This window comes from Arthrobacter sp. UYP6 (assembly GCF_040547315.1).
GTDB lineage: Bacteria > Actinomycetota > Actinomycetes > Actinomycetales > Micrococcaceae > Arthrobacter_B.
In genome coordinates this window covers 115,504-129,224 of sequence record NZ_JBEPPM010000006.1, presented here as the reverse complement: position 1 = coordinate 129,224, position 13,721 = coordinate 115,504, and the positions used below count along the sequence as shown (strand labels likewise).

Sequence of the window (13,721 nt, the reverse complement as noted above, 5' to 3'; positions counted from 1 at the left end):
CCTCCTCCCACAGTGCAAGGGGAGGAGGGGTAAAAGGGTCGCTACTGGGGCTCGCCGCTGCCTGTTTCCCCGCTGCCTGTTTCCCCGCTGCCGGCCTGCTGAGCCGCAGCCTGGTCATAGGCGGCAACAATGGCTGCGACGCCCTCCGGGCCGAGCTCCAGGCCCAGGTTGCTGCCGGGGTTGATGGCCAGACCGTAACCGGCTCCGATGCTGCGCAGTGTGGCCTCGCCGCCGGCTTTGACCATGACCGGCGCTTTTTCGCGGATCTGTTCCGGTACGCGCTGCGCGCTGGTGAACGTTGCCGCGACGGCGGTGTCCCCCTCCGGAGACTTCAGCACCAGGGCCTGGAAAGAGGCAGGATCCTGCTCATCCAGGAGCCGGCCAACGCTCAGCAGTTCCGACTCGCAGATGCGTGCCACCAGTTCCTGGCTGCTGATCCGGCCTTCCTGACCGGCAACGATGGCCTCTTCAAGTGCCGCGGCACCTTCGGGATCCTGGTATTGCGCCTGTCCCGGCAAGGCATCCGCTCCCGAAGCGCCGCTGTCTGTACTGTCCGTGTTCTCCGCCATGGGGTGTCTCCTCAACTAGTGGTTATCTGCCAAAGGCCCAGCGGCAAGTTTGGCACAGCGGCAGGGGGGTGAATCAAGCTACCGTAGGAGCTGGCCAGCCACCCGAGCAGTACGGAGCACCCCGATGAGCGTCAGCAGGAACACCCGCAACCTGGAGCCAGGCATCGAGCGGGACTTCACCGACAAGATGAGCTACGGCTCGTATCTGGCGCTGGATCAGCTGCTGTCTGCCCAGCATCCGGTGAGCAGCCCGGAGCACCACGATGAAATGCTCTTCATCATCCAGCACCAGACCTCCGAGCTGTGGCTGAAGCTGGTGCTGCACGAGCTGCGGGCGGTGCGCTCCAAACTGGCGGCGGATGACCTGCGCGGTGCCATGAAAGGCATTGCCCGGATCAAGCACATCCAGCGCTCGCTGACGGAGCAATGGTCGGTGCTGGCCACCCTGACGCCGTCGGAGTACGCGGAGTTCCGCGGAGATTTGGGGGCTTCCAGCGGCTTCCAGTCCTACCAGTACCGGGCTGTGGAATTCCTGCTGGGCAATAAAAACGCGGCCATGATCAAGGTTTTTGCAGCGGACCCCGACGCGCAGGCGCTGCTCACCGAGCTGCTGGAACAGACCAGCATTTATGACGAGTTCATTTTCTTCCTGCACCGCCGCGGATACGCCGTGCCCGAGGAGCTGCTGAACCGCGATGTTCGGCAGGCCCACGTGGCCAACGATGCCCTGATGGGTGTTTACAAACACGTTTATGAGAACGCCGCGGACAACTGGGACGTCTACGAGGCGTGCGAAGAGCTGGTGGACCTGGAGGACAACTTCCAGCTGTGGCGTTTCCGGCACCTCAAGACCGTGGAGCGCACCATTGGATTCAAGCGGGGAACCGGTGGATCCTCAGGGGCGGCATTCCTCCAGCGGGCCCTGGAGCTGACCTTCTTCCCGGAGCTGTATGCGGTTCGGACGGAGATCGGCCGCTGACCGCCCCGGCGAAGAGCTACGTCGTCATGCGCTATTTTTAGAAGGTGCTGATTTCTGACCGCGACATCCGAACCGAAATTGCCGACCAGCGGATCGTCCTTGATCCCTACGATCCCTCGATGGTTCAGCCGTCCAGTGTGGACGTGCGCATTGACCGGTTCTTCCGGCTCTTCGACAACCACAAGTACGCGCACATCGACCCCTCGCTGGATCAGCCGGACCTGACCCGCCTGGTGGAGGTGGACGCGGACGAGCCCTTCATCCTGCATCCGGGTGAGTTTGTGCTTGGCTCCACGTACGAAACAGTCACCCTGCCTGATGACATTGCGGCCCGCCTTGAAGGCAAGTCCTCGCTGGGCAGACTGGGCCTGCTGACGCACTCCACCGCCGGTTTCATTGACCCGGGCTTCTCCGGGCATGTCACCCTGGAGCTTTCGAACATGGCCACGCTGCCGATCAAGCTCTGGCCCGGTTCCAAAATTGGCCAGCTGTGCTTCTTCCGTCTCACCTCCCCGGCGGAGTACGCCTACGGCTCCGGCCAGTACGGCAACCGCTACCAGGGTCAGCGCGGCCCGACGGCGTCGCGCAGCCACCTGAACTTCCACCGCTCGGCAGTCTAGAACTCCGGCACGACGGCGCGCTGCACCTTCCCGGGGGCCTTGACCGGCAGCAGGGCCAGGAGCCCAAGCAGCAGGACCAGCAGGATTCCGAGGATGCCGTACCGCTGGGCACCAAAAATGGTGATGAACGCCGCGAACAGGGTGGGCGCCAGGAAGCTCACAGCCCGGCCGGTTGTGGCGTAGAGGCCAAACAGTTCCGCCTCCTCGCCCTCCGGCGCAAGCCGGGCCAGGAAGGCGCGGGATGCAGACTGCGCGGGCCCCACGAATAGGCACAGCAGCAGCCCGAAGATCCAGAACGTGGTGTCGCCGCTCCACTGCATCCCCAGGAAGCTCTGCGGTTCGGCGCCCAGCACGGCAATCACGCCGCCGGAGATCAGCAGGCCGATCAGTGAGAAGACAATGACGTTCTTCGGTCCTGCCCGGTCATCGAGGAAGCCGCCGGCAACGGCGCCCACGGCCGCCACCACGTTGCCGAAGATCGCAAAGATGATGACCTCGGAAAGGGACCAGCCGAAGGTGCCGGCGGCAATGATCCCGCCGAAGGTAAAGACGGCTGCCAGGCCGTCGCGGAACACGGCGCTGGCCAGCAGGAACCAGATTGTATGCGGGCTGGTCTTGTAGATGGCCTTAATGCGGCGAAAGAGCAACCCGTAGGAGGCCAGGAAGCCGATGCCGGCGGCCCGTTCCTGACGGGGCATCTCGGGCACGGCAAACATCACCGGCAGTGCGAAGACCGCCAGCCAGACGGCGGAAAAGAGAGCGACGGCACGGATATTCAGGCCGTCCGCCGAGGTCACGCCGAACCAGCCCACATCCGGGTTGATAAAGCCCACCAGGACCATGGCCAGGGCAGCGATGCCGCCGACATAGCCCATGCCCCAGCCGAAGCCGCTTACCCGGCCCACCGTTGCCGGCGTCGAAATCTGGGACAGCATGGCGTTGTAATTCACGCCCGCAAATTCGCTGAAGACGTTGCCCAGGGCGATCAGCGCCACGCCCAGCAGCAGGAATTCCGGCCGGGGAAAAACAAAGAAACACAGAGCGGTGGCCAGACACACCAATGCCGTGTTGATGCCCAGCCACTTCCGGCGTCCGCCGCCGGCGTCCGCGCGCTGCCCAAGGACGGGCGCCAGCACCGCCACTGCCACTCCGGCCAATGCGATGCCGTAGCCCAGGACGGTGGAAGCATGGGCCTCGCCGCCGAAGCTCTCGGAGGTTAGATAGACCGTAAAGACAAAGGTAGTCATGACGGCGTTGAAGGCGGCGGTTCCCCAATCCCAGGACGCCCACGCAAGGACCTGCCGCTTTCGGGTGCGAGGGGACGGGGTGCCGGGGGATGCGCTGGACAAACTTGTGTACGAGACCATAGCCAGATGCTATAGCAGGTCACCGAATGCGGCTCCGGTGTATGCCATGGGTAGAATAGATATACGCCCTCTGACCACCACCTTGATAACTACAGCTGTGCTTGCGGCTGGCAGACTGTCAAAAAAGCTCGGGAGATCTAGTGCTAGTTGTGCTCACCGTTTTGTTTACGGTGGCATTGGTGGCGCCCTTATTGTTCCGCAGGATCGGCCGGTCGGCGTTCTACGTCCTGGCAGCCGTTCCCGCCGCAGCCTTCATCTGGCTGCTGGTCACGTTCCCCCGGTACACAGGTGCCGACCAGACGTTGGCCTCGGGCGCTCCCAACGCCCCGCCGTCCATTGTGATCCCCTGGATTCCCGACCTCCGCGTTGAGCTCGCGTTCCGGATGGATACCCTTGCAGCGGTCCTGTCCATCCTTATTCTCGGTGTCGGTTCCCTGGTGCTGTTCTATTGCGCCCGATACTTCCGGCCGGGCGACGCCCAGATGGGCGCCTTCGGTTCCCAGCTGCTGGCCTTCGCCGCAGCCATGTTTGGCCTTGTCACGGCGGATGATCTGATTCTGCTGTTCATTTTCTGGGAAATCACCACCGTCTTGTCCTATCTGCTGATCGGTTATTCGGCGCATCGGCTGTCGGCCCGCCGGGCGGCGCTGCAGGCCTTGATCGTCACGACCTTCGGCGGGCTGACCATGCTCGTGGGAATGGTGCTGATCGGTGACGCCGCTGGAACCCTGCGGATTTCCGAAATCCTGGCCATGGGCCCGCAGCTGCTGGAACGCGGCGCCGTCGTGGACATAGCCATTGTCCTGCTGCTCGTTGGCGCGGTTTCCAAATCCGCGCTGGTGCCCTTCCACTTCTGGCTGCCGGCCGCCATGGCTGCGCCAACTCCGGTCAGCGCGTACCTGCACGCTGCCGCCATGGTCAAGGCCGGCATCTACCTTGTTGCGCGGCTGGCCCCCGGTTTCTCGGAGTCCACCTACTGGCACGCCGTCGTGCTCGTTTTGGGGCTGTTCACCATGCTGCTGGGCGGCTGGCGGGCACTGCGCCAGCATGACCTGAAACTGATCCTGGCCTACGGAACGGTCAGCCAGCTGGGCTTCCTGACTCTGGTGGTGGGACTGGGCAACCGGGAAGCCGCCGTGGCCGGGCTGGGCCTGCTGCTGGCCCACGGCTTTTTCAAGGCAACGCTGTTTCTGGTGGTTGGAATTGTTGACCACCAGGCGGGTACCCGTGACATCCGGAAGCTTTCGGGCATTTACCGTTCCTCCCCGCAGCTCTTTGCGGTGGCGCTGATCGGTGCCGCTTCCATGGCCGGAGTTCCGCCCCTGTTGGGGTTTGTGGCCAAGGAATCTGTCTATGAGACCTTTGTCCACTTTGCGCAGACGCAGGGCACCATTGGTGCGGCGGTGCTGCTGGCCGGCGTTGTGGTTGGCTCCATCCTGACGTTTGCTTACTCCGCACGCTTTGTGTGGGGCGGGTTTGCCGCCAAACCGGGCTGCCAGAGTACTCCGTTCAAGCGGGTGCCGTGGGCGTTCCTGGCATCCCCCGCCATCCTGGCCGCCGTCACGGTGGTCTTTGGACTCTGGCCGGCGCCGCTGGACGCAGCGATCGCGTCCTACGCGGACCTGTTCCCGGCCGACGGCGACCCCACGCACCTGGCGCTGTGGCACGGCTTCACCCTCGCGCTGCTGCTGACGGCCATCACCATCGGCGCAGGGCTGCTGCTGTTCTGGCAGCGGCTGCGGGTCGAAAAGGTCCAGGCCCGGTTCGTCGCCCCGCTGGACGCCGAACGTTCCTACCGCGGCATTATTGGTGTGCTCGACGATGTTGCGGTCTGGGTCACCGGCCGCACGCAGCGCGGGTCGCTGATGTTCTATCTCTTCGTGATCCTGACAGTGGCCGTGGTGACCCCGCTGTCCGCCCTGGTATGGCGGGGTGCACCCCTTCCGGACCAGTTCCACTGGTGGGACTCTCCGCTGCAGGCGGTCATTGGCGTCGGCATCATCCTGGGAGCCGTTGCCGCTGCCCGCGCCAACAAGCGTTTCCTGGCTGTGCTCATGGTGAGCGTGACCGGTTATGGCATCGCCCTGATTTTTGCCCTGCAGGGCGCTCCGGACCTGGCCCTGACCCAGATGCTGGTGGAAACCATTGTCCTGGTCGCCTTTGTGCTGGCCCTGCGGTCGCTACCCGCCCGCCTCTGGAAGCGGGAGCCCGCCGGGCACCGCATGCTGCGGGCGCTGCTTGGCATCGCCTTCGGCGCCACCATGGTGTTCATCGCCATGACCGCGATGAACTCCCGTGTGGCCGAGCCGATTTCCCTGCTCTTCCCCGAACTCGCCTACCAGGTGGGCGGCGGCGCGAACATCGTCAACGTGACGCTCGTGGATATCCGTGCCTGGGACACCTTCGGTGAGATTTCCGTGCTGGCGATGGCTGCCACGGGTGTGGCCTCGCTGATCTTCGTCCGCGGACGGGGCGACAAGCGTCGTCGGGCCGAAGGTGTTGCCACCGGTTCCGTGGACCGGGGCCGTGAAAACTTTGCGTCGTCGGGCCGCCAGGAAGCCACTCTTGCCCTGGCCCGGAAGTTCTCCAGTGTGAGCCGGGATGCCTGGCTGGTTGCCGGACGGACCCTGGCCCCGGAACGGCGCTCCATTATCTTCGAAGTGATCACGCGCCTGCTGTTCCACTCGGTGATTCTGTTCTCGATCTACCTTCTGCTGGCCGGGCACAACATGCCCGGGGGCGGCTTCGCCGGCGGACTCATGGCAGGGCTTGCCCTGACCATCCGTTACCTGGCCGGCGGCCGGTTTGAACTGGCAGAGGCAAGCCCCGTGAGTGCGGGCCTGCTGCTGGGAGGCGGGCTGGGCATTGCCGGCCTGTCAGCCGCGGTGCCGCTGTTCTTCGGCGGGCAAATCCTGCAAAGCGCCATTATCAAGTTCACTTGGCCGATCTTTGGTGAGATCAAGTTTGTCACTTCCACCATTTTCGACATCGGCGTGTACCTGGTGGTCGTGGGCCTGGTGCTTGATGTGCTGCGCAGCCTGGGCTCGGAAATCGATGAACGCAGCGAAGGCGGTTCCTCCGACGACGAGGACCTGATTGAGTCCGAACCCGAAATAACCAGCCGAGAAGAGGAGGTGGCCCGATGAGCGTCAACATCACCTTCATGATCATCATGGGAGCGCTGTACGCCTGCGGCATCTACCTGCTCCTGGAACGCAGCCTGACCCGTGTGGTGCTGGGGCTGACCATGCTCACCAATGCCACGAACATCCTGCTGCTCTCCACCGGCGGATTCCAGGGCCTCGCCCCGCTGTTCAATGCGGAGATCGCAGCGGAGGATTACAACGATCCGCTGCCCCAGGCCTTCATCCTGACGTCCATCGTGATCTCCTTTTCCGTGACAGCGTTCATGCTGGGCATTATCTACCGCTCCTGGGTGCTGAGCCGCCAGGACGAGGTCCAGGACGACATCGAAGACCGCCGCGTGGCCAGCCAGAGCAGCTTCGACGCTGAAGACGACGCCGATGTCCCCGAGGACACCACCGAATTTACCCCGCCCGAAGAGGCTGAAGAGGCGCCGGGCTCCCTGCGCGCCACCGGTCAGAGCACCAGCCCGGAGGCCAAGGAATGAACACTATAAGCCTGGCCCCCCTGGCCGTGGTCCTGCCGTTCTTCGGCGCCGCCCTGGCCTTTATCCTGATCCGTCATGCGCGCGCCCAGCGCGTCATCAGCATCACCATCCTGTCGGTAACGCTGATCCTGGAAGTGGTCCTGCTGTTTTCGGTCTGGGAGACCGGCGCGCAGGCGGTGAACCTGGGCGGCTGGCTGCCGCCGGTGGGCATCACCATGGTGGTGGACCAGTTCTCCGCGCTGATGCTGGTGGTCTCCTCGGCTGTTAGCCTGGCGGTGCTCATTTACGCTGCCGGACAGGGCATGGCCGGTGGTGAGGAGGATGGTCCGATCTCGATCTTCCATCCGACCTATCTCATCCTGATGGCCGGGGTATCCAATGCCTTCCTGGCCGGGGACCTCTTCAACCTGTATGTGGGCTTCGAGATCCTCCTGACGGCCAGCTACGTGCTGATGACGCTGGGTGGAACCACGGCGCGCATCCGCGCCGGCGTCACATACGTGGTGGTCAGCGTGGTCTCCTCGCTGCTGTTCCTGATCACCATTGCCATGATTTATGCAGCCACCGGCACCGTGAACATGGCAGACCTGGCTGTGAAGCTCGGAGACTTGGATTCCGGCTCACAACTGATGCTGCACCTGATGCTTTTGGTGGCGTTCGGCATTAAAGCAGCTGTGTTCCCGCTCTCCTTCTGGCTCCCCGACTCCTATCCCACCGCCCCGGCGCCGGTGACTGCCGTGTTTGCCGGTCTGCTGACCAAGGTGGGCGTCTACGCCATGGTCCGCACCGAGACGCTGCTCTTCCCCGGCGACCGGATCAACACACTGCTGATGGTGGTTGCCGGGCTGACTATGGTGGTGGGCATCCTCGGCGCCCTGGCGCAGACCGACATCAAACGAATGCTCTCCTTCACCCTGGTCAGCCACATCGGCTACATGGTCTTCGGGCTGGCCGTGGGCTCCGTGATCGGCATCGGCTCCGCAGTGTTCTACGTGGTCCACCACATTACGATCCAGACCTCCCTGTTCCTGGTGACCGGCCTGATCGAGCGCCGCGGCGGCACGGCCAACATGGACCGACTCGGCGGGCTTGCGAAGCTGTCGCCTCTTTTGGCGGTGCTGTACTTCATTCCCGCTATCAACCTGGGCGGGATCCCGCCGTTCTCCGGATTCCTGGGCAAGCTGGGCCTCCTGGAAGCAGGCGCTGAGCTGGGCACGCCGCTGGCCTACGTCCTGGTGGGGGCCAGCGTGCTCACCAGCCTCCTGACCCTGCTGGTGATGGCCCGGGTCTGGAACCGTGCATTCTGGCGCACACCGGAAGACGCCGTGCATCCGGATCCGATCCTCCTGGCCACCGGTGCCGACGGATCGTCGCCGCGGACCTCCGGAGACGTCACCGAAAAGTCCACCGGCAAGTTCTCCGGACGCGGCGCCGTCGACCTGCTGCCGCGCACCATGGTGTACCCCACGGTTGGACTGGTGGCGCTGGGCGTCTCCCTTTCCGTCCTGGCCGGTCCGCTGTTCTCGCTCAGCGACGACGCGGCACAGGATTTGCTGGACCGCACACCCTACATTGAAGCCGTTCTGGGAGAGGGGGCCGGAAAATGACCCGCAGAGCCCAAATGCGCAACCGCCCGCGCGTACCGCTGCTCAAGGAAATTCCGCTGCTGATCTGGCTGGTGTTCCTGTGGGGCGCACTCTGGCAGGACTTCAGTGCCGGCAACCTGATCTTTGGCGCCGCAATCGCCTTTGTGGTGGCCAACATTTTCTATCTGCCTCCCGTGGAACTGAGCGGACGTTTCAACCCGCTCTACGCCGCCGGTTTCCTGGTCCGGTTCTTCTACAAACTGGTGCATGCCAGCTTCGAAGTGCTGTGGCTGGCCATTTCCAAGGGTCCGCACATCAAGAACGCCGTGGTGGGCGTGAAACTGCGCAGCCACTCGGACCTGCTGGTCACGGCCACCGGGCACGCGCTGTCGTTGATTCCAGGCTCGCTCGTGGTGGAAGTGGACCGTTCCACGTCCACGCTGTACCTGCACTGCCTGAACGTCTCCACTCCGGAGGAAGCGGACAAGGTCCGCAGGGATGTGCGGGACACCGAGTCGTGGCTGATTCGCAGCATCGGGACCCGCGAGGACCTTGAGGTGCTGAAGGCGGAGAAGGCCCTCCCCGCAGACCCGGCCACATCCAGCAAGGGAGCTCCCTCATGATGAGCGTTTTTGTGTACCTGGTGGCCATCATGCTCTCCGTAGCTGCCGCCGGCGCCATTTTCCGGATCGCCCGCGGGCCTTCCATCCTGGACCGCGTCCTGGCCGCCGACGTCCTGCTGACCATTGTCGGGGCGGCCCTGGCCACGGACATGATCGTGAACCGGAACTTGAACTATTTGGCGCTGCTGGTCTCGATCTCGCTGATCGGGTTCATTGGCTCCGTGACCGTTGCCCGCTTTGTTACGGACAGGAGGTAGCCCGTGAGTCAGGAGCTGAATGACCTGATTGTTGGAATCCTGATGCTGGGCGGGGCGCTGATGTCACTGGCCGCGGCCATTGGGCTAACCCGGTTCCCGGACCTGATGAGCCGCATGCACGCCGCGTCCAAGCCGCAGGTGCTGGGCCTGCTGCTGTTCCTGCTGGCGATGGCAGTCCAGTTTGAAAGCTGGGCACTGCTGCCGGTGCTGGCCGTGTGTTGGCTGTTCATGATCCTCACCGCGCCGGTTTCCGCCCACATGGTGGGGCGCGCCGGCTACCGCACCAAGCACCTGCGGCCGGAGCTGCTCACCATCGATGAGCTGGACGACGTGGTGGGCCGGGCCCAGGAACTACTGATCCAGGTCAAAGCCCGGGACACCGACGACGACGGCGAGGACGAAGACCGGCGGGTGGACGATGACCCCGGAGCCCACAACCGGGAGGGGTCCCTTGATGACGATGCGCCCTCGGGGGGAGGATCCTCCGAAGCGCATCCCGGCGCGAAGACAGCGCAGGGCGCCCGCCGCCCGGAACATAATCCCGAGGGCTGAGCGCCCTGTGGCGAAGCCGGAAGCCGCTTAGACGACGTCCGGAGTCTTCTGGTAACGCTGGATGGCGCGCTGGGTTCCGCGGTTGGTCAGTACCCGGATGCCTTGGCTGACGGCGCCGGAGACGACGGCGAAGATCACTGCAGTGCGCAGGCTGACGTCCAGCACCCCGTCCTTGTCCCGGGGCGGTTCGTTCCCGGTAACCCGTGTCCAGACGAAGTCCAGGACTTTGGCGGACAGAATGCCCGCGCCGACGCTCGCACCGGTTGCGAGCAGCTTAAGGATCAGGTTCATGGGTGCTCCTAGTTTGTGGGGGCCGTTTCCCTAACCCTACCCGCCGATCCGCCCAAAAGGGTTTGTCCGTGTGTAGAGTGGGGAACGCAAAACATACGACAGGGGAGCGCCCTTTCCGTCACGCGGCTTCGGCATGCGGCGGGGAGAACAGGCGCTGAGAGTGCGGACATCCGCAGACCCTCGAACCTGATCCGGTTAGTACCGGCGCTAGGGAGTCGAGATCTCATGGGGCACCATGGCAGTCCGCCGTGGAGAGTCCTTCCCCTCCTGCAACCCAGGAGGAATTTATCATGCAGCAGAACATTACCCAGCAGTTCATAGCGTCCCTGCGCCGCCCCTGGCGGGTGGTGGATATTGTGGTCGCTTCCGTGCTGGCCGTGGCAGTGGGCGTCATTTTTTGGGCCTGGTCGCTGGCCTACAGCGGTGTGGAGGTACTGTTCCTCGCGTTCCCGCCGCTGAGCGGGCTGTACTCGGGCGGCTGGCTGATCGCCGGAGTTCTGGGCGCGCTGATCATCCGCAAACCGGGGGCAGCCATTTACTGCGAAGTCCTCGCCTCAGCCGTCTCCGGCGTGCTCGGAACACAGTTTGGCCTGTCGGTGCTGCTGTCAGGGTTCATCCAAGGCTTGGGAGCGGAACTGGTGTTTCTGGCCTTTCTGTACCTCCGGTACACGCTGCCGGTGGCAATGCTCGCCGGGCTGGTGTCAGGTATTTTTCTGGGAGTCAGCGAGAATATCCTCTACCGGCCCGAATGGGCCTTCCAATGGCAGGCCCTTTACACCCTCTTTGCGGCCGTGTCCGGTGCCGTCCTGGCGGGATTGCTGTCCTGGCTTGCCGGCCGTGCGCTGGCGCGGACCGGGGTCCTGGCACCATTCGCTTCGGGCCGGGCAGCGGATGTGCGCCCAAATGTCCGGTCTTAACACGTCCGCGGCGGCAGCTCCGGTTGCCGTCCGCGCCCGGGACTACTCCTGGCGGCATGCGGGCCGGAGCACCCCCGCGCTCAGCTCCCTGACCCTGGATATCGAACCAGGCGAGAAGGTGCTGCTGTTGGGTTCCTCCGGCGCCGGCAAGTCCACGCTGCTGCATGCCCTCGCAGGGGTTCTCGGCGAGGGCACCGGGCCGGACGCCGCTGGAGAGGAACACGGCAGCTTGACCCTGGACGGGGTTGCTCCGCTGCAGGCCCGCGGCAGGGCCGGGCTTGTACTGCAGGACCCGGAATCCCAGCTGGTTCTCTCCCGGGTGGGCGACGAGGTGGCCTTTGGCGCCGAAAATCTCCGCATACCGCCGCAGGAGATCTGGCAGCGGGTACGGAAATGCCTGGACGACGTCGGTCTGCAGGTGCCGCTGCATCATTCCACCGCCGCGCTGTCCGGAGGCCAGAAACAGCGGCTGGCCCTGGCCGGGGTTTTGGCCATGGAGCCGGGACTCCTGCTGCTGGACGAGCCCACCGCGAACCTGGATCCGCGCGGTGTCATGGAAGTCCGCGCCGCCGTCGAGCGCGTCCTGGAACGCACCGGCGCCACGCTGATCGTGGTGGAGCACCGGGTAGCCGTCTGGGCGGACGTGGTGGACCGCGTGGTGGTCCTGGCGGCCGACGGCGGAATCCTTGCCGACGGCCCGCCCGCACAGGTACTGACCGACCCCGCGAACCGTGCCCGGCTCGCTGCTGCGGGCGTCTGGCTGCCGGGTGCCAGGCCGGCCGTCGCCGATCCGGTGCCGCAGGACCCCGGAGCGCACCTGCTTGCCGCCCTCGGGCTGGGGGTGGGGCGGGGAAAACGGGCACCGGCCATTGTCAGCGGGGTGGATCTGACGCTGCGGTCCGGAACATCGCTGGGGATTACCGGCCCCAACGGTGCCGGGAAATCGACGCTCGCCCTCACCCTGGGCGGGCTCCTGAAACCAGTGGCAGGGACACTGCGGGCCGCACCCGCGCTGGCTGGCTCCGCCGGCGCCGACCCCGCGCGCTGGAAATCCACGGAACTGGTGACACGGATCGGCACCGTCTTCCAGGAACCTGAGCATCAGTTCCTGACCGGCACCGTGCGCGGGGAACTGGCTTTTGGCCCCCGCCGGGCCGGACGGCTGGTCGACGCCGAAATTACCGATCTCGTAGAAGGACTGGCCGAGCGGCTGCGGCTAACGGCCCTGCTGGATGCCAACCCGTTCACCCTGTCCGGAGGGGAAAAACGCCGGCTCTCGGTGGCCACCATGATTGCCACGGAACCGGACGTTCTGCTCCTGGACGAACCCACCTTTGGGCAGGACGCCAACACCTGGGCAGAGCTCGTAAACCTGCTCAGGACCCTGCTGGCTGAGGGGCGCTCAGTGGTGTCGGTAACCCACGACGGCGATTTCCTGGAGGCGCTGGGTGGAAACGTCCTGCGGGTGGAGCACGGAACCGCCGCATCGGGCGTGGAAATGAAGCGAAAGTGAGAGCGGACCTGAGCACGGACCTGCGCAACCCGTCCCAACGGCCCGCCGGAACCATGCTGGAGCGGGCCAACCCGCTGTCAAAACTCGCCGCCGCCACGGCCTTGACCCTGGCGGTGCTGATCAGTGTGGACTGGATCAGTTCAACCATTGTCCTGGCCGGGGAGCTGCTCCTGCTGCCGCTGCTGCGGACTCCGCCGCTGACCCTGCTCAAACGCACCTGGCCCCTGATCGTCGCCGCGCTGATCGGCGCCTGGGGAACGGCGCTGCTGGCGGAAAAGACCGGGTCGATCCTGCTGGACGCGGGGCCGGTCCTGCTGACATCGGACTCGGTGGCCGCCGGCATTGCCATCGGGCTGCGCGGTCTGGCGATAGCCCTGCCCGGAATCTATCTGCTGGCCTCCACGGATCCCACGGACCTGGCGGACGCCCTGGCACAGAAACTGCGGCTCCCGCACCGGTTTGTCCTTGGAGCACTGGCCGCAATGCGACTGGTGGGCCTGCTGGTGTCTGAATGGCAGAGCCTGGGTATGGCACGGCATGCGAGGGGCGTGGGCGCGGATTCCGGTCTGCTGACCCGTATTCGTTCCTTCCTTGGCCAGTCGGTTGCCCTGCTGGTCCAAGCCGTGCGCCGGGCCACCCGCCTTGCGGCGGCGATGGAGGCCCGAGGCTTCGGCAACGGCACGAGGACCTGGGCGCGGACCTCGGTGTTCACTGGCCTGGACGCCTGGGTGGTTCTCTACGGGGTGGTGCTGGGCGCAGGAGCCCTGGCCGCCGCGGTCGCAGCCGGAACGTTTAACTTCATCCTGACCTGACCTG

14 protein-coding genes and 1 riboswitch are annotated in these 13,721 nt (G+C 65.0%); of the genes, 11 read left to right on the top strand and 3 right to left on the bottom strand.

The features are described from left to right. Positions 1–41 precede the first annotated feature (41 nt). A complete protein-coding gene (locus tag ABIB35_RS07110; RefSeq protein ID WP_354180076.1) occupies positions 42–569 on the bottom strand; it encodes an SseB family protein in 528 nt (175 codons plus the stop codon). A gap of 124 nt (positions 570–693) precedes the next feature. Here ABIB35_RS07110 and kynA point away from each other — a divergent pair, with 124 nt between their 5' ends. Then, positions 694–1,548, top strand: coding sequence for a tryptophan 2,3-dioxygenase (gene kynA / locus ABIB35_RS07105; protein WP_354180074.1), 855 nt, complete (start codon positions 694–696; stop codon positions 1,546–1,548). A 44-nt stretch (positions 1,549–1,592) separates the two neighbouring features. Next, positions 1,593–2,168, top strand: a complete 576-nt coding sequence (gene dcd / locus ABIB35_RS07100) for a dCTP deaminase (protein WP_354180073.1) — start codon at positions 1,593–1,595, stop codon at positions 2,166–2,168. Here the strand turns inward: dcd and ABIB35_RS07095 are convergent. Further along, positions 2,165–3,535: an MFS transporter gene (locus ABIB35_RS07095; protein WP_354180071.1), complete on the bottom strand. Its 1,371-nt coding sequence runs from the start codon at positions 3,533–3,535 to the stop codon at positions 2,165–2,167. The genes dcd and ABIB35_RS07095 overlap by 4 nt on opposite strands. 140 nt (positions 3,536–3,675) lie before the next feature. Between ABIB35_RS07095 and ABIB35_RS07090 the strand changes: the two genes are divergently transcribed. The 6 genes from ABIB35_RS07090 to mnhG are packed head-to-tail and all read left to right on the top strand — an operon-like array spanning position 3,676 to position 10,184. After that, positions 3,676–6,681 carry a Na+/H+ antiporter subunit A gene (locus ABIB35_RS07090; RefSeq protein WP_354180070.1) on the top strand — a complete coding sequence of 1,002 codons (3,006 nt, stop codon included), beginning with the start codon at positions 3,676–3,678 and terminating at the stop codon, positions 6,679–6,681. After that, on the top strand, positions 6,678–7,166 hold the full coding sequence (locus ABIB35_RS07085; RefSeq protein ID WP_104053155.1) for a Na(+)/H(+) antiporter subunit C: 489 nt from the start codon (positions 6,678–6,680) through the stop codon (positions 7,164–7,166). Before ABIB35_RS07090 ends, ABIB35_RS07085 begins: the two co-directional genes overlap by 4 nt. Then, the gene (locus ABIB35_RS07080) at positions 7,163–8,773 is read left to right on the top strand and encodes a Na+/H+ antiporter subunit D (RefSeq protein ID WP_354180068.1); all 1,611 of its coding nucleotides are present in this window, start codon (positions 7,163–7,165) and stop codon (positions 8,771–8,773) included. The genes ABIB35_RS07085 and ABIB35_RS07080 overlap by 4 nt, the downstream gene beginning before the upstream one ends. Next, positions 8,770–9,375: a Na+/H+ antiporter subunit E gene (locus ABIB35_RS07075; RefSeq protein ID WP_354180067.1), complete on the top strand. Its 606-nt coding sequence runs from the start codon at positions 8,770–8,772 to the stop codon at positions 9,373–9,375. The genes ABIB35_RS07080 and ABIB35_RS07075 overlap by 4 nt, the downstream gene beginning before the upstream one ends. Then, a complete protein-coding gene (locus ABIB35_RS07070) occupies positions 9,372–9,632 on the top strand; it encodes an MrpF/PhaF family protein (protein WP_354180065.1) in 261 nt (86 codons plus the stop codon). The genes ABIB35_RS07075 and ABIB35_RS07070 overlap by 4 nt, the downstream gene beginning before the upstream one ends. Positions 9,633–9,635: 3 nt before the next feature. Beyond that, a complete protein-coding gene (mnhG, locus tag ABIB35_RS18740; protein ID WP_502915744.1) occupies positions 9,636–10,184 on the top strand; it encodes a monovalent cation/H(+) antiporter subunit G in 549 nt (182 codons plus the stop codon). A gap of 27 nt (positions 10,185–10,211) precedes the next feature. Here mnhG and ABIB35_RS07060 read toward each other — a convergent pair whose 3' ends face one another. Further along, on the bottom strand, positions 10,212–10,475 hold the full coding sequence (locus ABIB35_RS07060; RefSeq protein ID WP_354180064.1) for a DUF4235 domain-containing protein: 264 nt from the start codon (positions 10,473–10,475) through the stop codon (positions 10,212–10,214). 90 nt (positions 10,476–10,565) lie between these two features. Further along, positions 10,566–10,706: riboswitch (TPP riboswitch) on the top strand. A gap of 59 nt (positions 10,707–10,765) precedes the next feature. On the opposite strand from ABIB35_RS07060, the gene ABIB35_RS07055 reads away from it, so the two are divergent. From ABIB35_RS07055 to ABIB35_RS07045, 3 genes are read left to right on the top strand one after another with little or no spacing between them, the layout of a single operon-like run. Further along, complete coding sequence (locus ABIB35_RS07055) at positions 10,766–11,392, top strand: ECF transporter S component (RefSeq protein WP_354180062.1); 627 nt, start codon at positions 10,766–10,768, stop codon at positions 11,390–11,392. After that, positions 11,379–12,905, top strand: coding sequence for an ABC transporter ATP-binding protein (locus tag ABIB35_RS07050; protein WP_354180060.1), 1,527 nt, complete (start codon positions 11,379–11,381; stop codon positions 12,903–12,905). Before ABIB35_RS07055 ends, ABIB35_RS07050 begins: the two co-directional genes overlap by 14 nt. 53 nt (positions 12,906–12,958) lie before the next feature. Beyond that, on the top strand, positions 12,959–13,717 hold the full coding sequence (locus ABIB35_RS07045) for an energy-coupling factor transporter transmembrane component T family protein (RefSeq protein WP_354180155.1): 759 nt from the start codon (positions 12,959–12,961) through the stop codon (positions 13,715–13,717). The last annotated feature ends 4 nt before the right edge of the window (positions 13,718–13,721 follow it).

What these genes read in the sequence shown, in the direction of transcription:
- ABIB35_RS07110 (WP_354180076.1), bottom strand. Translation starts at nt 569, where the DNA reads ATGGCGGAGAACACGGACAGTACAGACAGCGGCGCTTCGGGAGCGGAT.
- kynA (WP_354180074.1), top strand. Translation starts at nt 694, where the DNA reads ATGAGCGTCAGCAGGAACACCCGCAACCTGGAGCCAGGCATCGAGCGG.
- ABIB35_RS07095 (WP_354180071.1), bottom strand. Translation starts at nt 3,535, where the DNA reads ATGGTCTCGTACACAAGTTTGTCCAGCGCATCCCCCGGCACCCCGTCC.
- ABIB35_RS07085 (WP_104053155.1), top strand. Translation starts at nt 6,678, where the DNA reads ATGAGCGTCAACATCACCTTCATGATCATCATGGGAGCGCTGTACGCC.
- ABIB35_RS07080 (WP_354180068.1), top strand. Translation starts at nt 7,163, where the DNA reads ATGAACACTATAAGCCTGGCCCCCCTGGCCGTGGTCCTGCCGTTCTTC.
- ABIB35_RS07075 (WP_354180067.1), top strand. Translation starts at nt 8,770, where the DNA reads ATGACCCGCAGAGCCCAAATGCGCAACCGCCCGCGCGTACCGCTGCTC.
- ABIB35_RS07070 (WP_354180065.1), top strand. Translation starts at nt 9,372, where the DNA reads ATGATGAGCGTTTTTGTGTACCTGGTGGCCATCATGCTCTCCGTAGCT.
- ABIB35_RS07060 (WP_354180064.1), bottom strand. Translation starts at nt 10,475, where the DNA reads ATGAACCTGATCCTTAAGCTGCTCGCAACCGGTGCGAGCGTCGGCGCG.
- ABIB35_RS07055 (WP_354180062.1), top strand. Translation starts at nt 10,766, where the DNA reads ATGCAGCAGAACATTACCCAGCAGTTCATAGCGTCCCTGCGCCGCCCC.
- ABIB35_RS07050 (WP_354180060.1), top strand. Translation starts at nt 11,379, where the DNA reads ATGTCCGGTCTTAACACGTCCGCGGCGGCAGCTCCGGTTGCCGTCCGC.
- ABIB35_RS07045 (WP_354180155.1), top strand. Translation starts at nt 12,959, where the DNA reads ATGCTGGAGCGGGCCAACCCGCTGTCAAAACTCGCCGCCGCCACGGCC.